Below are 19,117 nucleotides of genomic sequence, written 5' to 3'. Positions count from 1 at the left end.
GGGGACGACGTGCAGTTCGGAATCAGTCTATCGGGGTCAACGGGTCGGATCTGTTCCCCGGGACAGCTCGTCCCAGGAATCCACGGCGTCGACGGGGCCATCGTGCGCGACCTCGACGTGGTCGGTGCGGTAACGCCGGCCTCCGACCTTCCACCCACGCCAGGTCATCAGGACCACGACGGAGGCGAGAAGCAGGAGGGCCCAGCCCACCAGAGCGATGAAAGGCCAGGCCGAGGGCACGATGCTCACCACGACTTCACGGACCGCGTCACCACCGGCGAGGCCGGTCACCTCGGTGACCGTGGCGGCGACGGCGTCGAAGGGCTCGGCGAGCACCAGCTGGAGTGTCGACCAGCCCAGGAACAGAGCCGTCGCCCCCGCGAGCACGCCGAACACCAGACGGACGACCTTGCCGGAGATCGACAGCGCGGCGCCGAGCGCCAACACCGCCAGGCTGAGCGGGGCGAGCAGCACCAGGGCGGACGCGCCGGGGACCAGGATCGCCTCGCCCGCGTCGGCGCGTTCGACCGTCAGCCATGTCTGGGTCGACGAGATGATGCCGATCGCACCGGCGAGGAGGAAACCGGAGACGGACAGGGAGCGGCCCCGCTGCGCGAAGGTCATGACTGCTCCGTCCCGGTGAGGGCCTGGAGATCGTTGGCGTCGAAACAGGTGCGCGTTCCGGTGTGACAGGCGGGACCGGTCTGCGCCACGAGGAGCAGGATCGCATCCCCGTCGCAGTCCAGACGGGCCTCACGCACGACCTGGATGTGACCGGACGTGTCACCCTTGCGCCAGTACTCCTGACGCGAGCGCGACCAGTAAGTGGCTCGCCCGGACGTGAGCGTGCGGCGGAGGGCCTCCGCATCGACCCACGCGAGCATGAGCACCTCGTGCGTGTCCCACTGCTGCACGATCACGGGCGCGAGTCCGTCGGCGTTGAAGGCGACCTGGGCGATGCGCTCGTCCACGGAAGTCGCCTGCATGTCTGCGTCGGTCATCGTACGAGCACCCCTTCGGCGCGAAGAGCGTCCTTGACGTCTCCGACGGTGAGCGCACCGGTGTGGAAGACGCTCGCCGCGAGGACGGCATCCGCACCGGCCTTGATCGCCGGAGCGAAGTCGGCGGCCCGCCCGGCGCCTCCTGAAGCGATGACCGGCACGGAGGCGGCCTCCCGCATCAGGCGGACGAGCTCCAGGTCGAAGCCGTCACGCGTGCCGTCGGCATCGATCGAGTTCACGAGCAGTTCGCCGGCACCGCGTTCCGCGGCCTCGCGCGCCCAGTCGAGGGCATCGAGGGTGGTCTGGGTACGGCCCCCGTGCGTGGTCACCACGAAGCCCGAACGCGTGGTGGGGGCCCGCTTCACGTCGAGGGACAGCACGAGTACCTGCGCACCGAACCGATCGGCGATCTCGCCGATGAGTTCCGGACGCGCGATCGCAGCCGAGTTGACCCCGATCTTGTCGGCGCCGACGGAGAGCAGACGTGCCACGTCGTCGACGCTGCGCACTCCCCCGCCGACGGTCAGCGGTACGAACACCTGTTCCGCCGTGCGCTGGACGACGTCGTAGGTCGTCGCCCGCGCATCCACGGTCGCGGTGACGTCGAGGAAGGTGATCTCATCCGCACCCTGCGCGGCATAGTGCCGGGCGAGTTCGACGGGATCGCCCATGTCGCGGAGATTCTCGAAGTTGACGCCCTTGACGACACGGCCGTCGGCCACGTCGAGACACGGGATGACACGGCTGGCGAGCGTCATCACAGCCTCGCGTTGTGGATCGCGGTGACCAGGATGGCCCGCGCACCGAGCGCGTAGAGCGCGTCCATCACCGGGTTGACGCGCGAGCGCGCGACCATCACCCGCACCGCCACCCACTCGGGGTCGCGCAGCGGTGAGACGGTCGGAGACTCGACGCCGCCGGCGATCTTCACGGCGTCGTCCAGGAGAGAGACGGGCAGGTCGTAGTCGATCATCACGAAGCGACGAGCGACCATCACACCGCGAAGGCGGCGAAGGAGCGTCTCCGCGCCCTCGGCATCGACGGGACCGGCGATGAGCACGGCCTCCGACTCCAGGATGACGGGACCGAACACCTCGAGCCCGGCCTGACGCAGCGTCGTTCCGGTCTCGACGACGTCAGCCACCGCGTCGGCGACGCCGAGGCGGACCGCGGATTCCACGGCGCCGTCGAGCGGCACCAGATCGACCGCGATGTCGCGCTCGTCGAGGAACGCGTCGACCAGTCCCGGATACGACGTGGCGATGCGCAGGCCGTCGAGCTCGGTCACATCCGTGTAGCGCCCCGTCGGAGCGGCGAAGCGGAAGGTGGAGCCGGCGAAGCCGAGCGCTTCGATCTCCCGAGCGCCGGGCATACGCGCGTCGAGCAGGAGATCACGACCGGTGATGCCCACATCGATCGCGCCGGAGCCGACGTAGGTCGCGATGTCCTTGGGCCGGAGGAAGAAGAACTCGACGTCGTTCTCGGCGTCGACGACGTGCAGGGTCTTGGGGTCGCGTCGACCGGCGTAGCCCGCCTCGGCGAGCATGTCGGCGGCGGTCTCGGAGAGCGAGCCCTTGTTGGGAACAGCGATGCGCAGCATGGAGTGCTTTCAGTTCGAGGTGATCGGAACGGAGCGCATCACAGATGTCGGTAGACGTCCTGCAGGCTGATGCCCTTGGCGAGCATCATCACCTGGACGTGATAGAGCAGCTGCGAGATCTCCTCGGCGGCGGCTTCGTCGGACTCGTACTCGGAAGCCATCCACACCTCGGCGGCTTCTTCCACGATCTTCTTGCCGATCGTGTGCACACCGCCGTCGAGCTCGGCGACCGTTCCCGATCCCTCAGGGCGGGTCTCGGCCTTGACGCTGAGCTCGGCGAACAGCTCGTCGAAAGTCTTCACGCTTCCAGGCTAGCGGCTCTGGCGAGGTCTCTCAGCCGGGTGACGGCCGCCTCGACATCATCGGCGCCGTACACGGCCGAACCCGCCACGAAGGTGTCGGCACCCGCGGCGGCCGCGATCTCGATGGTGCGATCGGAGATGCCCCCGTCGACCTGGAGCCAGATCTGGGATCCTCTCCGACGCGCCTCCTCGGCGAGAGCGCGAAGTTTCGGCATCGTCTCCGGCATGAAGCTCTGTCCACCGAAACCGGGTTCGACGGTCATCACGAGGATCTGATCGAACTCGTCGAGCACGTCGTAGAGGGATTCCACGGGCGTCGCGGGCTTCACCGCGACTCCGGCCCGAGAGCCGATCTCGCGGAGCCGGCGCGCCAGCGCGACGGGGTCGTCCGCGGCCTCGAGATGGAAGGTGACGCTCGCCGCGCCGATCTCCGCGTACTCGGGAGCCCATCGCTCGGGATCCGTGATCATGAGGTGCACATCGAGCGGGATCGGGCTGGTCGCCTGGATGCGCTCGACCATCTGCGGACCGAACGTCAGGTTGGGGACGAAGTGATTGTCCATCACGTCGACATGCGCGAAGTCAGCGGTCGCGATCCGGGCGAGATCCGCCTGCATGTTCACGAAGTCGGCGGCGAGGATGCTCGGGTTGATGCGCGGGGCGCGAGGCAGTTCCACGGTCCTAGTCTTCCTTCCCTGATGGAGTGTTCTCCGTTGCGGTGCGCTGCAGGAGCGCGAGGAACATGGCATCCGTCCCGTGGCGGTGCGGCCAGAGCTGAGCACTACCCGAACCCGTCCGGCCTTCGTCGGCCAGATCGATCGGCGAGCGAGCGACGTCGGCGATCGCCGCACGGGCGTCGAGCTCGACGATGTCCGCGCGGTCGCGCAGCACCTCCTTCACGACCCCTGTGGTTTCGGCGAGGTGTGGCGAGCACGTGACGTAGGCGACGATCCCGCCGGGGGCGAGAGCGTCCAGGGCCGCCGAGAGCAGCTCCACCTGGAGCGGTACCAGTTCGGCGACATCGGCCGGAGACTTCCGCCACCGCGCCTCAGGGCGACGGCGCAGTGCGCCCAGGCCCGTGCAGGGAGCATCGACGAGGATACGGTCGAACTCCCCCGGCCGAGCCGACGCGAGTGCACGCCCGTCCTGCTCGTGCACGACGATCTCGCCGGGTACGGCTCTGAGCGCCTTGCGCACCAGTCGCGCCCGGACCGGGACGATCTCGTTCGCTTCCAGAGTGACCTCGTGCTCGTGCGCCACTGCGGCCAGGAGAGCGGTCTTGCCGCCGGGGCCGGCGCACAGATCGAGCCAGCGCTCGCCGGCGGTGATCGGAGCGGCACCGGCCAGGGCGAGCGCCACGAGCTGGGATCCCTCGTCCTGCACGCGCACCGTGCCACCGGAACCCTCGACCGCACGACGCGGATCGCCCCCGGGAGACACGAAGGCCGTCGATGCGTAGGGAAGGCGGGGTTCCCCCGGCTCGGCCAGCCCCGGAAGGGCGACGAGTGTCACATCCGGCGAGGCGTTGTCGGCCTCGAGGAGCGCCTCCAGCTCCTCGCCACGGCCCTCCGCCGCGAGAGCACGGCGCAGAGCGCGGATCACCCACACCGGGTGCGCGGCGCGCAGCGCCAGCCGCTCATCGTCGGACCGCGCGTGCTGCTCGACGCGCGTCTGCCATTCTTCGCCCGATTCACGGGTGATCCTGCGGAGAACCGCGTTCGCGAAGCTCGACGCTCCTCGTCCGGATTCCGTGGCCACGAGGTTCACGGACTCGTTGACGGCCGCGTGCGAGGCGACGCGCGTGGCGAGCAGCTGATGCACCGCGAGGCGCAGCGCATCGAGGACGGCGGGGTCGATGCTGTCCGGCGAGCGACCCGCCGCGGCGGCGATGATCGCGTCATAGGTGCCGAGGCGCCTCAGCGTGCCGTAGGTCAGCTCGGTGGCGAGAGCCGCATCCTGAGGCGTGAGTCGCGCCTCAGCGATCGCCGTGGGGAGCACAAGGTTCGCGTAGGCGTCGGTCTCCGACACCGCGCGCAGCACGTCGTAGGCCACCCGTCGGGCGGGCTGCACGGTGCGGACGGGGCTGTGCTGACCACCACGGCGCCCGTCTGTCGCACCTCGCGCGCCACGCGGTCGCCCGTTCGATGGCGTGGATCGGCGGCTCCGCCCTTCGTCGCTCATTCTCCGGCCACCAGTTCGTCGCCGCCGCGCAGACCACGCCACCAGTCGACTGCATTCATCGCGCCCTTGCCAGCGGGCTGGACCCGCGTGACGGCGAGAGGTGTGGTGCCCGTGCCGATGTGGAGGGCGGTCTTGGTGCCCCGGAGACGCCCGGGAGCGAGCGATTCGGCATCCGGCGCCGGAGCCGCTTCGAGCACCTTGAGAGGCTGACCCGCGACGGTCGTGTGTGCTCCCGGCTCGGGGGTCACGCCGCGGAAGCGGGCGAACACGGCGTCGAGCGGCTGATTCCAGTCGAGCAGTCCGTCGGCGAGGGCGAGCTTGGCGGCGAAGGTCGGCTCGCCCTCCTGGGGAACCGCCAGCGCCGTGCCGTCCGCGATCGAGGAGACCACGTCTGCGGTGAGTCCGGCACCTTCCGACGCGAGCGCTTCGAGGGCCTCCCCTGCCGTCGCCGTCTCGGGAACATCGACCGCGTGCGTCGCGAACACATCGCCGGCGTCCAGCTCAGCGACCAGCTGGAAGACGCTCGCTCCGAGCACCGCGTCTCCGGCGATCAGAGCGCGCTGGACCGGTGCCGCTCCGCGCCAGGCGGGCAGCAGCGAGAAGTGCAGGTTGATCCATCCTGCTCTCGGCGCCGAGAGCAGGGGTTCGCGCACCAGGCCGCCGTAGGCCACGATCACGCCGAGGTCCACCTCGAGCGCCGTGATCTCCGCGGTCACGGCATCGTCGAGCCGGGCGGCCTTGATGATCGGGAGGCCCAGCTCCTCGGCCGCCTGAGCCACCGGCGACGCGGTCAGCACGCGACGACGCCCGAGAGGCGCGTCCGGTCGAGTGACGACGGCAGCGATGTCGTGGGATGCCGCGAGACGGCGAAGGGTGGGCACAGCCGCAGCGGGTGTGCCGGCGAAGACGAGGCGCATGAAGGTTCTCCGGAAGGGTCAGAGCTCTGGTTCGAGGATATCGAGGCGGACGGAGAGCGTGCTCTTGGTCGCACGCCCCTTTCGGCGACGCCCGCTGACGGCTTCCGCCACGACCGCGGCGCGCAGGGCGGTCGCGACGCGCGCCCCCGCGCCGTACTCGAATCGCACCAGAGCGCGGACCCGCGGCGGGATGTCGTCGGACTCGACGGGGACAGGGCCGAGCACCGCATCGGCAGGCAGGGCGAGGTCGTTCAGCGCGGCCAGTGCGCCGGCGACCGCAGACGCCGAGCCCTGCACCAGGGCCACTCGCGTCGTCGGCGGCATGTGCAGCGGAGCGCGGCTCTCGAGCTCGACCCTGGCGTGGCCCGCCTGGTTCCAGGTCGCCAGCGCCCTCGCTGCGGCCCCGTTGACGCCGACCAGGTGGATCGGAGCGCCCGGCGCCGCCAGTGCTGCCGCGTTCGACCACCAGCGCAGGCACGACTCGGCGACGCGCAGATCGGGGGCTTGGAGCATGCGCGGGCCGTCCAGGAGCACGACAGCGCGATAACCGCCGTCGGCGATGGGCTCGGCACCGCGTGTGGCGACCACCAGCGCAGGTGCCGCCGAGACGCGCTCCACCGGGTGCGCGCTGTCGGCGACGATCACCCGAACGCCGGGAAACGCGCGACCCAGTTCATCGGCGGTGCGTTCGCTGCCTGAAGAGGCGAGGCGCAGCTTCGTCGAGGAGCACGAGGGGCACGACCAGGTGCTGGCGGCCCGGCCGCACCAGGCGCACACCGGCACGGCACCACGGTGCTTCGCGCCGAGCGGCCCCCCGCAGTGTGCACAGCGCGCCGGAGCCCGACAGTCCGCGCACACGAGAGAGGGCGAGAAGCCGGGTCGGGAGACCTGCACGAGCACCGGGCCCTCGGCTGCAGCGGTGCGTGCGGCGAGGAAGGCGGAGGACGGCATGCGCTGGGCGGTCGGCTGCTCCATCTCCTGCGGTGTGCTGAGCACGACGCGAGGAAGTACACGACGCGCCGCTCTGACATCCTGCAGCCAGCCGAGGACGACCAGGCGTTCGACATCGGTCGTCCGCGTGTGGCCGGCGAACAGCAGGGCCGACCCTTCCAGCTCCTGACGCAGGAGGGCGGCGTCTCGTGCGTTGACGTACGGGGCCAGCGGTTCCCCCAGAAGCGGATCGCCGTCGTCCCAGATCGCGACCAGTCCCGCCACGACGGGAGAGTAGACGGCTGATCGGTTTCCCACCACGATGCAGGGGGCGTCCTCGAGGGTGCGGAGGAAGCCGCGATAGCGATCGGGGTTGCTCTGCCGGGAATCGTGACGCACCACAGCACCGGCGGGGACGAGGGACTCGAGAGCTGCGAGGAGCCGGTCCAGGTCACGGCTGTCGGGCACGACGATGATCGATGATCTGCCGGCGGCGAGCATGCGAGCGGCCGACGCGGCCAGCAGGCGGGCCCATCCCTGCATGCCGTCGACGAGTTGGGGAATCGCCTCCACAGCCGCGCGCCCGCCCGAGTCGAGCACCTCGCCGAGGCCGTCGTACAGGCCGACGGTCTCCTCTGCGACGAGGAGTGCCTCCGCATCGGGTGTCTCGGCCGGCGTGTCTGCGGTCCAGGCCTTCTCCACGCGCACCTGACGCTTGGGGATCACCAGGCGCAACACGTCGGACGCCGAACCCGCTGCCCGATCCGCGACGCGACGCGCGAGGGTGTGCAGACGCTCGGGGAGCACCGGCACCGTGGACACCACGCTCTCGACCTCGGACAGCGCCCGGTCGGCGTCGTCCTCGGTGTCGATGTCGACCACGTAGCCGTCGATTACGCGCCCGGCGGTGCGCAGCGGCACCTGGACACGAACACCCAGCGGAACCTCACCCCACTGCGCAGGAAGGGCGTAGTCGAAGAGCCGATCGAGCTGAGGCAGAGGGGAATCGAGGAGCACGCGCGCGATGCGCCGGCTCTCCGGAGGCATCAGGACCGCGGTCCCATCAGAGCCCGGCAGCGCGGCGCAGCTCTTCGGCGCGGTCGGTGCGCTCCCAGGTGAAGTCGGGGAGCTCGCGGCCGAAGTGCCCGTAGGCGGCCGTCTGGGCGTAGATCGGGCGCAACAGGTCGAGCTGCTCGATGATCGCCTGCGGACGAAGATCGAACACCTCGTTGATCGCGCGCGTGATGACCTCGTCCGACACCTTGCCCGTGCCGAAGGACTCGACGTACAGACCCACAGGGCGCGCGACACCGATCGCATAGGCGACTTGCACCTCGAGGCGGTCGGCGAGACCTGCGGCGACGGCGTTCTTCGCCACCCATCGCGTGGCGTAGGCACCCGAGCGGTCGACCTTGGACGGGTCCTTGCCGCTGAAGGCGCCGCCACCGTGGCGGGAGGCCCCGCCGTACGTGTCGATGATGATCTTGCGGCCGGTGAGACCGGCATCGCCCTTGGGGCCGCCGGTGACGAAGGGACCCGCGGGGTTGATGTAGAAAGTGACGTCGTCGAGGTCGAGTCCGGTGGTCGCGAGCACCGGGTCGATCACGTGCTCACGGACCTGTGCCTTGAGCTCTTCCTGCGAGATGTCGGGGTGGTGCTGGGTCGAGACCACGACCGCGTCGACGGTCTTCGGTGTGAAGCCGTCGTAGCCGAGCGTGACCTGGGTCTTGCCGTCGGGTCGCAGGAAAGGCAGTGCTCCGCTGCGGCGCACCTCGGTGAGACGCTCGGCGAGGCGATGGGCGGTCCAGGCGGCCATCGGCATGAGCTGTGGAGTCTCGTTCGTGGCGAAGCCGAACATGATGCCCTGGTCACCGGCACCGAGAGCGTCGAGCGGGTCGACCGATGACCCGTCACGGTGCTCCTGGGCACTGTCGACGCCGTGGGCGATGTCGGTCGACTGCTCGCCGACCGAGATGCTGACGCCGCACGAAGAACCGTCGAAGCCGGTGTCGCTGGAGGTGTAGCCGATGCCGTTCACGACCTGGCGCACGATCGTGGGGATGTCGACGTAGGCGTCGGTGCGGATCTCACCGGCCACATGCACGAGGCCCGTGGTGACGAGCGTCTCCACGGCGACGCGGGAACCCTTGTCCTTCGCGATGAGGCCGTCGAGGATGCTGTCGGAGATCTGATCGCAGATCTTGTCCGGGTGCCCTTCGGTGACGGACTCGGACGTGAACAGACGCAGGGCGCTCATCGGTACTCCAGAACGGGACGGACGGATGGAGGGTGTTGCACCCATTCTGGACCGCGCCTCCGACGTACGGGAGGCGCGGTCTCGAATATCACTCTGCGTGACGAAGGCGGAGCTTGTCCTCGTTGATCTCGTGCAGCGCGATGGTGAGCGGCTTGTCCTCGACCGAGGAGTCCACGAGCGGGCCGACGTTGTCGAAGAGGTTTCCCTCGTGCAGGTCGGAGTAGTAGTCGTTGATCTGACGCGCGCGCTTGGCGGCGTAGATGACGAGCTCGTACTTCGAGTCGACGCGGTCGAGCAGGTTGTCGATGGGGGGATCGATGATGCCGTTGTTGTGTCCGGCCATGGTGAGACCTCCTGATCAGGCGACGGGATCGTCGCGAAGACGGTGCGAAAGGCGCGCGAAGACGATCAGCGCGCAGAGCTTGTAGACAATTCTACGACCTCGCGAGCCGCCGTGGCGACGTCCTCGTTCACGATGAGGTGATCGAACTCGTTCTGAGCGGCGAGTTCGACCTTCGCGGTGCGCAGTCGCCTGGCCCTCTCCTCGGCGTCTTCGGTGCCTCGTCCGACCAGCCGATGGACGAGTTCATCCCAGCTCGGAGGCAGCAGGAAGATCAGCGTCGCGGCGGGTTCGGCGCGACGCACCTGGCGCGCACCCTGCAGGTCGATCTCGAGCAGGACCGTCTTGCCCTCGGCCAGCGCGGCATCGATCGGCGCGCGCGGCGTGCCGTACCGGGAGCGGTTGTGCACCACGGCGTACTCGAGCAGTTCGTCGTCGGCGATGAGCCGGTCGAACTCCGCGTCGTCGACGAAGTAGTAGTGCACGCCGTCGATCTCGCCCGGGCGCGGGGGCCTGGTCGTCGCCGAGACCGACAGGTGGATCTCCGGGTTGTGCTCACGGATGTGCGCGGCGACCGTGCCCTTGCCCACGGCGGTGGGCCCTGCCAGGACCAGCAGCCGGCTCCGGGCACCACGAGGCGTCGGCACCGGGAAGCGCGAGTCGAGCCACGACTCCAGCACCCGGCGCTGGCGCGCGCCGAGCCCACCGAGACGCTTGACCGGCGAGATGTGCAGCTCCTCGAGCACCCGGTCGCGCTTGCCAGCGCCGATCGCGGGAAGTGCCAGCAGGAAGTCGGTGATGCGCATCGAGCCCTCCACCGAATCGGCGTCGGCGCTCGCACGATGAAGAACGGCCTGCGGTGTCACCACGCGCATCGTGAGGTCGCGCTTGACCGAGGCCCTGGCGCGGCGACGCTCCACGGCGCGGCGCGCCGCTGCAGCCCTGTCGACCTCGGGGACCGTGCGCTGTGCGTCAGACACCGGCCACCTCGCGATACTCGGCCGCGCGTGCGGAGATGGCCTCCATCAGATCGGCCGGACCGGCGGAGAGGATGCTGCGGCTCTCACTCGCGATCACCGCTGCCGACATCGTCCCGAAACGCGGGCGGAGATCAGCCGGCGTGGCTCCCTGTGCACCGAAACCGGGAGCAAGGATCGGTGCTGCCGGCGTGAACGGCTCGATACCGGCCCTGGTCCAGTCGACGGTGGCGCCGATGACGAATCCGAAGCTCCCCCACTCCCCCGCGGCAGACGACTCGGCGTTGCGCGCCGAGACCTCGGAGATGACCGCTGCCGACACCGTGATGCCGGCGGAGTCCGTGGACCGCTGCAGCCCTTCCGCCTCGGAGTTGCTGGTCGCCGCCAGCACGAACAGGCCCTTTCCGTTCTTCTCGGCCACGGCGAAAGTCCCGTCGAGAGCACCCACCCCGAGGAACGGGCTCACGGTGAGGGCATCGGCCTCCAGCGGCGAACCCGGCGTGAGCCACGCACGCGCGTAGTCGTCCATCGTCGATCCGATGTCGCCCCGCTTGGCGTCGGCGATCACGATCAGTCCTGCAGCGCGCGCAGCGGCGAGAACATCTTCGAGCGCCGCGATGCCTCGAGAGCCGAAGCGCTCGAAGAACGACACCTGCGGCTTCGCGACGGCGACCTTCCCTGCGGCTGCCTCGACCGTGCGCAGGCCGAACTCGCGGACCCCCTGCGCGTCGTCGCTCAACCCCCACGCCGCGAGCAGCGCGGCGTGGGGATCGATGCCGACGCAGAGCGGTCCCTTCGCCCGGAGGGCGGAGCGCACCCGCTCGCCGAAGCGTTCGCTCACAGCGCCGCCTTCCGGTCCAGCGCGTACTCCTGGAGGCTCTTCACCTGGAAACCCTCGTGGGCGGCGTCCATTCCGCTCACGGCGGCACCGAGCACGGCCATCGTGGTGAACAGGGCCTTGTCGGCGGCCACCGCTGCGGCGCGGATCTCGTAGCCGTCGGCGCGAGCGGCGCCGCCGGACGGAGTGTTCACGACGATGTCGATCGCGCCCTCGTTGATGAGGTCGACGATGTTCTTGGCCCCGGACTCCTGCGTCGCACTGTACTTCTCGACGACGGTGACGGCGATGCCGTTGCGCGAGAGGATCTCGGCTGTGCCCTCGGTCGCGACGATCGTGAAGCCGAGCTGCTGCAGGCGGTGCGCGGGCAGGATGACCGCACGCTTGTCCGAGTCGGCGACCGAGATGAACACGGTTCCCGACGTGGGCATGCCGCCATAGGCCGCCGCCTGGCTCTTCGCGAACGCTGTCGGGAAGTCGCGGTCGATGCCCATGACCTCACCGGTGGAGCGCATCTCCGGTCCGAGCACGGAGTCGACCGTCTTGCCGTCGGCGGTGCGGAACCGCTTGAACGGGAGCACGGCCTCCTTGACCGACACCGGTGCGTCGAGCGGGACGCGGGAGCCGTCCTGCTCGGGAAGCAGGCCCTCCGCGCGCAGCTCCGCGATCGTGGAACCGGTCATCACGCGGCTCGCCGCCTTGGCCATGGGGATGCCGAGCGCCTTCGACACGAACGGCACGGTGCGGCTCGCACGCGGGTTCGCCTCGATCACGTAGAGCACTCCGGCGCTGATGGCGAACTGCACGTTGAGCAGTCCACGCACTCCCACGCCCTCGGCGATCGCGAGTGTGGCCTCGCGCACCCGGTCGACGTCGGTGCGGCCGAGCGAGACCGGCGGCAGCGTGCAGCTGGAGTCGCCCGAGTGGATGCCGGCCTCTTCGAGGTGCTCCATGACGCCGCCGATGTACAGGTCGGTTCCGTCGTAGAGCGCGTCGACGTCGAGCTCGATCGCGTCGTCGAGGAAGCGATCGACGAGAAGGGGCTTGCCCTCCTCGATGACGACCTCCCCCGCGGTGCGCACGAAGTAGTCGCGCAGCGACGCGGTGTCGTAGACGATCTCCATGCCGCGGCCGCCGAGCACGAAGCTCGGACGCACCAGCACCGGGTAGCCGATCTCCTCGGCGATACGTACGGCGCCTTCGACATCAATCGCGGTGCCGTTGCGCGGCGCGACGAGACCTGCGTCATCGAGCAGGCGGGAGAAGAGCTCGCGTTCCTCCGCCAGGTCGATCGCCTCGGGGCTGGTTCCGAGAACGGTGTAACCGGCGGCCTCGATGCCCTTCGCGAGTCCGAGCGGCGTCTGCCCGCCGAGCTGGCACACGACACCGAGGATGGTGCCGCTCGCGGCTTCGGCGTCGAGCACCTCCAGCACGTCCTCGAGCGTCAGCGGCTCGAAGTACAGGCGGTCGGAGGTGTCGTAGTCGGTCGAGACCGTCTCCGGGTTGCAGTTGACCATGACGGTCTCGAACCCGGCATCCGACAGCGCGAACGACGCGTGCACGCACGAGTAGTCGAACTCGACGCCCTGGCCGATGCGGTTCGGTCCGGAGCCGATGATGACCACCTTGGTGCGATCCGACGGCGCGACCTCGGTCTCGAAGTCGTAGCTCGAGTAGTGGTACGGGGTGAGGGCGGGGAACTCGCCGGCGCAGGTGTCGACCGTCTTGTACACCGGGCGGATGCCGAGGCCGTGACGCACGCCCCTGACCTCCGCTTCGGAGATGCCGCGGAGCTCGGCGAGCTGCGCGTCGGAGAAGCCGTGCTCCTTGGCGTAGCGAAGAGTCGCCGCGTCGAGCTCGGACGCGGTGCGCACGATCTCGGCGACCTCGTTGATCAGCACGATCTGGTCGAGGAACCACGGGTCGATCGCCGTCGCGTCGAAGGCCTGCTCGACCGTCGCGCCCTTGCGCAGCGCCTGCTGCAGCGTCACGATCCGGCCGTCCGTCGGAACCTTCGAGATCTCGAGAAGCTCCTCCACCGAGCGCTCCTCGGCGCCCCAGTGGAAGCTCGATCCGCGCTTCTCCAGCGAGCGGAGCGCCTTCTGCAGGGCAGTCGCGTAGTTACGGCCGATCGCCATGGCCTCGCCCACGGACTTCATGGTCGTGGTCAGCGTCGCGTCGGCGGCCGGGAACTTCTCGAACGCGAAGCGCGGAACCTTCACGACGACGTAGTCGAGCGTCGGCTCGAAGCTCGCCGGCGTGACACCCGTGATGTCGTTCGGGATCTCGTCGAGACGGTAGCCCAGGGCCAGCTTGGCGGCGAGCTTGGCGATCGGGAATCCGGTGGCCTTGGACGCCAGAGCGCTGGAGCGCGAGACGCGCGGGTTCATCTCGATGACGATGATGCGACCGTTGGTCGGGTCCACCGCGAACTGGATGTTGCAACCGCCGGTGTCGACGCCGACGGCGCGGATGATGTCGATGCCGATGTCGCGCATCTTCTGGTACTCGCGGTCGGTGAGGGTGAGCGCGGGAGCGACCGTGATCGAGTCGCCCGTGTGCACGCCGACGGGGTCGACGTTCTCGATCGAGCAGACGACGACGGTGTTGTCGGCCGTGTCGCGCATGAGCTCGAGCTCGTACTCCTTCCAGCCGAGGATGGACTCCTCCAGGAGCACCTCGGTGGTGGGCGAGTCGCGCAGGCCCGCGCCGGCGATGCGCCGCAGATCCTCCTCGTCGTACGCGAATCCGGAGCCGAGGCCCCCCATCGTGAAGCTCGGACGGACCACCATCGGGTAGCCGAGCTCATCGGCGGCCGCCAGCACCTCATCCATCGTGTGCGCGATGCGCGAGTCCGCCACGTCGGCCCCCGCATCGAGGACCAGCTGCTTGAAGATCTGACGATCCTCGCCCTTGTTGATCGCCTCGAAGCTGGCGCCGATGAGCTCGACGTCGTACTTCTCGAGGATGCCGTGGTTGTGCAGCTCGATCGCGGCGTTCAGCGCGGTCTGCCCGCCGAGCGTCGGCAGGATCGCGTCGGGCCGCTCCTTGGCGATGATCGTCTCGATCACCTGCCACGTGATCGGCTCGATGTAGGTCGCATCGGCGAAGTCGGGATCGGTCATGATCGTGGCCGGGTTGGAGTTGACCAGGATGACCCGGACGCCCTCCTCGCGCAGCACGCGGCACGCCTGGGTGCCGGAGTAGTCGAACTCGCACGCCTGACCGATGACGATCGGGCCGGAGCCGATGACGAGGACGGAATTGATGTCGTCGCGCTTGGGCATTACTTGGAGTCCTTCTGGCTTGCGATGACGAGGTCGCGGAACCTGTCGAAGAGGTAGTTGGCGTCGTGCGGGCCTGCTGCGGCCTCGGGGTGGTACTGCACCGAGAAGGCGGGGATGTCGAGGGCGCGGAGTCCCTCGACCACGTTGTCGTTGAGGCCGACGTGGCTGACCTCGACCTTGCCGTAGCCGTTCGGGCTGTCGAAGGTGCCCTCGATCGGAGCCTCGACCGCGAAGCCGTGGTTGTGCGCCGTGATCTCGACCCTGCCGGTCTGCTTGTCCAGCACCGGCTGGTTGATGCCGCGGTGCCCGAACGGCAGCTTGTAGGTGCCGAGGCCCAGGGCGCGCCCGAGCAGCTGGTTGCCGAAGCAGATCCCGAAGAACGGCAGCCCCGCATCGAGCACAGAGCGCAGCAGCTCGACGTGATCACCGGAGGCCGCGGGGTCGCCGGGACCGTTCGAGTAGAACACCGCGACGGGATCGACCGCGCGGATATCGTCGATCGTCACGTTCTGCGGCAGCACATGCACCTCGAAGCCGCGGGCGGCGAGGTTGTCGATCGTCGCCTGCTTCACACCGAGATCGAGCACGGCGAGGTTGCCGATGCGCTCACCCATGGCGGTCGTCACGGTCGCGACGTCGACCGAGACCTCGGCGGACAGATTGCGTCCGGCCATCTCGGGAGCTTCGCGGACGATGCGCACCTGCTCCTGCGGGTCGAGCGCCGCATCCGCCCCGGAGAAGATCCCCCCGCGCATGGAGCCGGCCGAGCGGATGTGCCGGGTGATCGAACGGGTGTCGATGCCGCTGATGCCGACGACTCCGTCCTCGACGAGCACGTCGTCGAGCGAGGCGTTCGCCCGCCAGTTGGACACGACGCGCGAAGGGTCGCGCACGATGTAGCCGGCGACCCAGATGCGGCGCGATTCGGCATCTTCATCGTTCATGCCGGTGTTGCCGATGTGCGGTGCCGTCTGCAGGACGATCTGCCCCGCGTAGGAGGGATCGGTGATGGTCTCCTGGTATCCGGACATGCCGGTCGCGAAGACGACTTCGCCCAGTGTACGACCGCGCGCGCCGTAGGCGCGTCCGATGTGTCGGGTGCCGTCTTCCAGGACCAGGACGGCGGGATCGGGGAGCTGGGCCGCGGAGGCCTGCCCGGAGGATGTCGAAAGGGTCATGACGTTGCTCCTGTGTCGGGGGCGGCGGGGACGAGCCGCTGCAGGTCGGAGATGAGGTTCTGAGGGTCGCCGGTGGCGAGGCGCAGATAGCTGTCGACGACCGTCTCGTCGTCGATGCTCCAGGCGAGGCGCACGAGGCCGCCGGGCTCCACGACGCGGTCGATCGTGACCGTGGCGCGGTCGACCGCGACGAGGCGGTCGTTCGCGAGGAAGACCGTCGGCGCGCCATCGAGGCAGAGGGCGATGCCGCGATCCGTGACCGCCAGCTCACCACGGGCCCGGTACGCGAGAGGCGACACCGCGAGACGCTCGAGCGGCTGCTCGTGCCGTGTCGTCGACACGTAGAGCACCTCGTCGCGGCGGAAGACCTCCGCGTGCTCCGGAACCCCCAGCGGGGCCGTGAACACGGAGTCGCGGCGGATTCGTCGTCGCCAGGCCAGGAGCATCACCAGCAGCACCAGGAGCGCGACCGCGATCGTGATCGCGACGGCGAGGTCCCGAGCGCTCATGCGCGAAGCTCCTCGACGACGCTTCCGCCGTCGACGGTGAGGACACCGCCGTGGATCGTGTACTGCACGCGTCCGGGGAGGTCGCGGCCGAGGTAGGGCGAGTTCACGCTCCGACCATGGAGGTCGGCTTCCGTGAACACGCCGTCGACCGAGGCGTCGTAGAGCGTGATCTGGGCGGGCTGACCGACCTCGAGCGGCGTGCCGTGACCTGCCAGTCGCCCGATCCGTGCCGGTGCTGCGCTCATCACCCGCGCGATGTCCGACCACTCGAGAAGCCCGGTCTGCACCATCGACTGGTGCACGACGCGCAGGGCGCTCTCCAGCCCCACCATGCCGTTCGCCGCGGCCTGCCACTCGCACGCCTTGTGCTCGCTCGGGTGCGGCGCATGGTCGGTGGCGACGATGTCGATCGTGCCGTCGGCGAGGCCCTCGCGCACGGCGAGCACATCCTCTTCCCTACGCAGCGGAGGATTGACCTTGTAGCGCGCGTCGTACCCGCGCACGAGCTCGTCGGTGAGGAGCAGGTGGTGAGGGGTGACCTCGGCGGTGACGTTGATGCCGCGCTTCTTGGCCCAGCGGATGATGTCCACCGAGCCCGCGGTCGAGAGGTGGCACACGTGCAGCCGCGACCCGACGTGCTCGGCCAGCAGCACGTCGCGGGCGATGATCGACTCCTCGGCGACGGCGGGCCATCCGGCCAGGCCGAGCTCGGCCGAGACCGTGCCCTCGTTCATCTGCGCGCCCTCGGTGAGGCGGGGGTCCTGCGCATGCTGGGCGATGACGCCGTCGAACGACTTCACGTACTCCAGCGCGCGGCGCATGATGAGCGGATCGAACACGCAGAAGCCGTCGTCGCTGAAGACGCGGACCTGTGCGCGGGACGTGGCCATCGCTCCCAGCTCGGCGAGGCGCTCGCCCTTCTGCCCGACCGTCACGGCGCCGATGGGCTGCACCGTGGCGTAGCCGGCCGCTTCGCCGAGCGCGAGCTCCTGCTCGACGACGCCGGCGGTGTCGGCGACCGGCGAGGTGTTGGGCATCGCGAACACAGCGGTGAAGCCACCGGCAGCCGCCGCCCTCGTTCCCGTGAGGATCGTCTCGGAAGCCTCGTAGCCGGGCTCGCGCAGATGCGTGTGCAGGTCGACGAGGCCCGGAAGGGCGACCAGCCCTGCCGCGTCGATGACGCGCGCGCCGGAGCGCGTGAGCCCGGTGCCGATCTCGGCGATCCGGCCGTCTTCGATCATGATGTCGGCGCTCTCGGCACCGAGCAGCTGTGCACCGGTGATGACGAGGGTCTCGTTCACAGGTCTCCCCCTCGTTCGTCGTCTCGTTCTCCTGCCAGCAGCAGGTACAGCACCGCCATGCGGACGGAGACCCCGTTCGTGACCTGTTCCAGCACCGTCGAGCGGGGGGAATCGGCAGCTTCGGAGGAGATCTCCAGTCCCCGGTTCATGGGTCCGGGGTGCATGACAATGCTACCTGCCGGAAGACCGGCCACACGCCGTGCGTCCAGACCCCATCGACGGGAATACTCCCGCTCAGTCGGGAAATATGCGGCGTTCATGCGTTCCAGCTGGATGCGCAGCATCATCACCGCGTCCGGGTCCTCGGCCAGAGCCTCATCGAGGTCGTAGACCACGCGGACCGGCCAGAGCGACACGTTCTGGGGAACCAAGGTCGGCGGCGCGACCAGGGTGACCTCTGCTCCGAGCGTGGTGAGCAGCCAGACGTTGGAGCGGGCGACCCGCGAATGCAGCACGTCGCCGACGATCACGACCCGCAGTCCGCTCAGATCGCGACCGCGGCTCTCGGCGCCGAAGCGGCGCTTGCGGATGGTGAAGGCGTCGAGCAGGGCCTGCGTCGGGTGCTCGTGCGTGCCGTCTCCGGCGTTGACGACGCCGGCGGAGATCCAGCCGCTGGTGGCGAGCGTCTGCGGGGCGCCGGATCCGGGGTGGCGGACCACGACCGCGTCGGCGCCGATGGCCTCGAGCGTCTGCGCGGTGTCCTTCAGGCTCTCGCCCTTCGAGACGCTGGAACCCTTCGCCGCGAAGTTGATGACATCGGCGGAGAGGCGCTTGGCGGCGGCCTCGAACGAGATGCGGGTGCGTGTCGAATCCTCGAAGAAGAGGTTCACCACGGTCTTGCCGCGCAGCGTCGGGAGCTTCTTGACCTCACGCGACTGCGTGTCGGACATGTCCTCGGCGACATCGAGGATGCGCAGGGCAGTCGCCCGATCGAGGGTGCGGGTGTCGAGGAGGTGTCTCATTCGCCGATCGTCACCTCCTCGGCCCCGTCGTTCTCGAAGAGGCGCACGTTGACCCGCTCGGTGCGGGCGGAGGGGATGTTCTTGCCGATGAAGTCCGGGCGGATCGGGAGCTCGCGGTGTCCGCGGTCGACGAGGATCGCCAGGCGAACGACGGCGGGGCGTCCGATCGACTGGATGGCGTCGAGAGCGGCACGGATGCTGCGGCCGGAGAAGAGCACGTCATCGACGAGCACGACCGTCTTGCCGTCGATTCCGCCCACCGGGATCTCGGTGGGCCGCGGGGAACGCGTCGGGTGCTTGGCGAGGTCGTCGCGGAAGAGCGTGACATCGAGCGCGCCGACCGGGACGGACTGCTGCGCGATCTCGCTGATCAGCAGGCCGAGGCGATGGGCGAGAGTGACGCCGCGGGTCGGAATGCCCAGCAGGACGAGGTTCTCGGCACCTCGATTGGATTCGAGGATCTCGTGCGCGATACGGGTCAGCGCTCGTGAGATGTCGGCTTCGTGCAGCACAGTGCGCATGCTCATCGGCCGCTCC

19 protein-coding genes are annotated in these 19,117 nt (G+C 69.3%); all 19 read right to left on the bottom strand.

What is annotated here, in order from left to right; translation table 11 throughout:
- Positions 1 to 36: 36 nt before the first annotated feature.
- Entirely contained in the window at positions 37 to 624 is a 588-nt protein-coding gene (locus tag ASD13_RS08455; protein WP_055868146.1) for a Trp biosynthesis-associated membrane protein, read from the bottom strand.
- Positions 621 to 1,001: a phosphoribosyl-AMP cyclohydrolase gene (hisI, locus tag ASD13_RS08450; RefSeq protein ID WP_200942468.1), complete on the bottom strand. Its 381-nt coding sequence runs from the start codon at positions 999 to 1,001 to the stop codon at positions 621 to 623. The genes ASD13_RS08455 and hisI overlap by 4 nt, the downstream gene beginning before the upstream one ends.
- A complete protein-coding gene (hisF, locus tag ASD13_RS08445; protein ID WP_055868143.1) occupies positions 998 to 1,759 on the bottom strand; it encodes an imidazole glycerol phosphate synthase subunit HisF in 762 nt (253 codons plus the stop codon). Before hisF ends, hisI begins: the two co-directional genes overlap by 4 nt.
- The gene (hisG, locus tag ASD13_RS08440; protein WP_055868140.1) at positions 1,759 to 2,601 is read right to left on the bottom strand and encodes an ATP phosphoribosyltransferase; all 843 of its coding nucleotides are present in this window, start codon (positions 2,599 to 2,601) and stop codon (positions 1,759 to 1,761) included. Before hisG ends, hisF begins: the two co-directional genes overlap by 1 nt.
- A gap of 38 nt (positions 2,602 to 2,639) precedes the next feature.
- Positions 2,640 to 2,903 (bottom strand): phosphoribosyl-ATP diphosphatase, encoded by a 264-nt coding sequence (locus ASD13_RS08435; protein WP_017830573.1) that lies wholly within the window; start codon positions 2,901 to 2,903, stop codon positions 2,640 to 2,642.
- Positions 2,900 to 3,580: a ribulose-phosphate 3-epimerase gene (rpe, locus tag ASD13_RS08430; protein WP_017830572.1), complete on the bottom strand. Its 681-nt coding sequence runs from the start codon at positions 3,578 to 3,580 to the stop codon at positions 2,900 to 2,902. Before rpe ends, ASD13_RS08435 begins: the two co-directional genes overlap by 4 nt.
- A 4-nt stretch (positions 3,581 to 3,584) precedes the next feature.
- On the bottom strand, positions 3,585 to 5,084 hold the full coding sequence (locus ASD13_RS08425) for an RsmB/NOP family class I SAM-dependent RNA methyltransferase (RefSeq protein ID WP_442922325.1): 1,500 nt from the start codon (positions 5,082 to 5,084) through the stop codon (positions 3,585 to 3,587).
- Entirely contained in the window at positions 5,081 to 6,001 is a 921-nt protein-coding gene (fmt, locus tag ASD13_RS08420; RefSeq protein WP_055868132.1) for a methionyl-tRNA formyltransferase, read from the bottom strand. Before fmt ends, ASD13_RS08425 begins: the two co-directional genes overlap by 4 nt.
- Positions 6,002 to 6,019: 18 nt before the next feature.
- Positions 6,020 to 7,978: a hypothetical protein gene (locus tag ASD13_RS08415; RefSeq protein WP_055868129.1), complete on the bottom strand. Its 1,959-nt coding sequence runs from the start codon at positions 7,976 to 7,978 to the stop codon at positions 6,020 to 6,022.
- Positions 7,979 to 7,994: 16 nt separating this feature from the next.
- A complete protein-coding gene (metK, locus tag ASD13_RS08410; RefSeq protein WP_055868126.1) occupies positions 7,995 to 9,188 on the bottom strand; it encodes a methionine adenosyltransferase in 1,194 nt (397 codons plus the stop codon).
- Positions 9,189 to 9,276: 88 nt separating this feature from the next.
- Positions 9,277 to 9,531, bottom strand: a complete 255-nt coding sequence (rpoZ, locus tag ASD13_RS08405; RefSeq protein ID WP_017204385.1) for a DNA-directed RNA polymerase subunit omega — start codon at positions 9,529 to 9,531, stop codon at positions 9,277 to 9,279.
- Positions 9,532 to 9,596: 65 nt separating this feature from the next.
- The gene (gmk, locus tag ASD13_RS08400) at positions 9,597 to 10,508 is read right to left on the bottom strand and encodes a guanylate kinase (protein ID WP_017830567.1); all 912 of its coding nucleotides are present in this window, start codon (positions 10,506 to 10,508) and stop codon (positions 9,597 to 9,599) included.
- Entirely contained in the window at positions 10,501 to 11,346 is an 846-nt protein-coding gene (gene pyrF / locus ASD13_RS08395; protein ID WP_055868123.1) for an orotidine-5'-phosphate decarboxylase, read from the bottom strand. The genes gmk and pyrF overlap by 8 nt, the downstream gene beginning before the upstream one ends.
- Positions 11,343 to 14,630, bottom strand: coding sequence for a carbamoyl-phosphate synthase large subunit (gene carB / locus ASD13_RS08390; protein WP_055868121.1), 3,288 nt, complete (start codon positions 14,628 to 14,630; stop codon positions 11,343 to 11,345). The genes pyrF and carB overlap by 4 nt, the downstream gene beginning before the upstream one ends.
- Positions 14,630 to 15,808 carry a glutamine-hydrolyzing carbamoyl-phosphate synthase small subunit gene (carA, locus tag ASD13_RS08385; protein ID WP_055868118.1) on the bottom strand — a complete coding sequence of 393 codons (1,179 nt, stop codon included), beginning with the start codon at positions 15,806 to 15,808 and terminating at the stop codon, positions 14,630 to 14,632. Before carA ends, carB begins: the two co-directional genes overlap by 1 nt.
- Positions 15,805 to 16,317 carry a PH-like domain-containing protein gene (locus ASD13_RS08380; protein WP_055868115.1) on the bottom strand — a complete coding sequence of 171 codons (513 nt, stop codon included), beginning with the start codon at positions 16,315 to 16,317 and terminating at the stop codon, positions 15,805 to 15,807. Before ASD13_RS08380 ends, carA begins: the two co-directional genes overlap by 4 nt.
- Positions 16,314 to 17,618 (bottom strand): dihydroorotase, encoded by a 1,305-nt coding sequence (locus ASD13_RS08375; protein WP_055868113.1) that lies wholly within the window; start codon positions 17,616 to 17,618, stop codon positions 16,314 to 16,316. Before ASD13_RS08375 ends, ASD13_RS08380 begins: the two co-directional genes overlap by 4 nt.
- A complete protein-coding gene (locus ASD13_RS08370) occupies positions 17,615 to 18,580 on the bottom strand; it encodes an aspartate carbamoyltransferase catalytic subunit (protein WP_017830561.1) in 966 nt (321 codons plus the stop codon). Before ASD13_RS08370 ends, ASD13_RS08375 begins: the two co-directional genes overlap by 4 nt.
- On the bottom strand, positions 18,577 to 19,107 hold the full coding sequence (gene pyrR / locus ASD13_RS08365) for a bifunctional pyr operon transcriptional regulator/uracil phosphoribosyltransferase PyrR (RefSeq protein WP_017830560.1): 531 nt from the start codon (positions 19,105 to 19,107) through the stop codon (positions 18,577 to 18,579). The genes ASD13_RS08370 and pyrR overlap by 4 nt, the downstream gene beginning before the upstream one ends.
- Between the last annotated feature and the right edge of the window lie 10 nt (positions 19,108 to 19,117).

Origin of the sequence: Microbacterium sp. Root1433D1 (assembly GCF_001426835.1) — a bacterium.
GTDB lineage: Bacteria > Actinomycetota > Actinomycetes > Actinomycetales > Microbacteriaceae > Microbacterium > Microbacterium maritypicum.
Note: the sequence above shows the minus strand (reverse complement) of the source record. Positions and strands in the feature narration are given on the sequence as shown.

Coding starts and splice junctions, on each gene's coding strand:
- carB (WP_055868121.1), bottom strand. CDS start 14,630: ATGCCCAAGCGCGACGACATCAATTCCGTCCTCGTCATCGGCTCCGGC.
- pyrR (WP_017830560.1), bottom strand. CDS start 19,107: ATGAGCATGCGCACTGTGCTGCACGAAGCCGACATCTCACGAGCGCTG.
- metK (WP_055868126.1), bottom strand. CDS start 9,188: ATGAGCGCCCTGCGTCTGTTCACGTCCGAGTCCGTCACCGAAGGGCAC.
- hisF (WP_055868143.1), bottom strand. CDS start 1,759: ATGACGCTCGCCAGCCGTGTCATCCCGTGTCTCGACGTGGCCGACGGC.
- ASD13_RS08370 (WP_017830561.1), bottom strand. CDS start 18,580: ATGAGACACCTCCTCGACACCCGCACCCTCGATCGGGCGACTGCCCTG.
- hisI (WP_200942468.1), bottom strand. CDS start 1,001: ATGACCGACGCAGACATGCAGGCGACTTCCGTGGACGAGCGCATCGCC.
- fmt (WP_055868132.1), bottom strand. CDS start 6,001: ATGCGCCTCGTCTTCGCCGGCACACCCGCTGCGGCTGTGCCCACCCTT.
- hisG (WP_055868140.1), bottom strand. CDS start 2,601: ATGCTGCGCATCGCTGTTCCCAACAAGGGCTCGCTCTCCGAGACCGCC.
- ASD13_RS08380 (WP_055868115.1), bottom strand. CDS start 16,317: ATGAGCGCTCGGGACCTCGCCGTCGCGATCACGATCGCGGTCGCGCTC.
- rpoZ (WP_017204385.1), bottom strand. CDS start 9,531: ATGGCCGGACACAACAACGGCATCATCGATCCCCCCATCGACAACCTG.
- ASD13_RS08425 (WP_442922325.1), bottom strand. CDS start 5,084: ATGAGCGACGAAGGGCGGAGCCGCCGATCCACGCCATCGAACGGGCGA.
- ASD13_RS08455 (WP_055868146.1), bottom strand. CDS start 624: ATGACCTTCGCGCAGCGGGGCCGCTCCCTGTCCGTCTCCGGTTTCCTC.
- carA (WP_055868118.1), bottom strand. CDS start 15,808: ATGACCCTTTCGACATCCTCCGGGCAGGCCTCCGCGGCCCAGCTCCCC.
- ASD13_RS08415 (WP_055868129.1), bottom strand. CDS start 7,978: ATGCCTCCGGAGAGCCGGCGCATCGCGCGCGTGCTCCTCGATTCCCCT.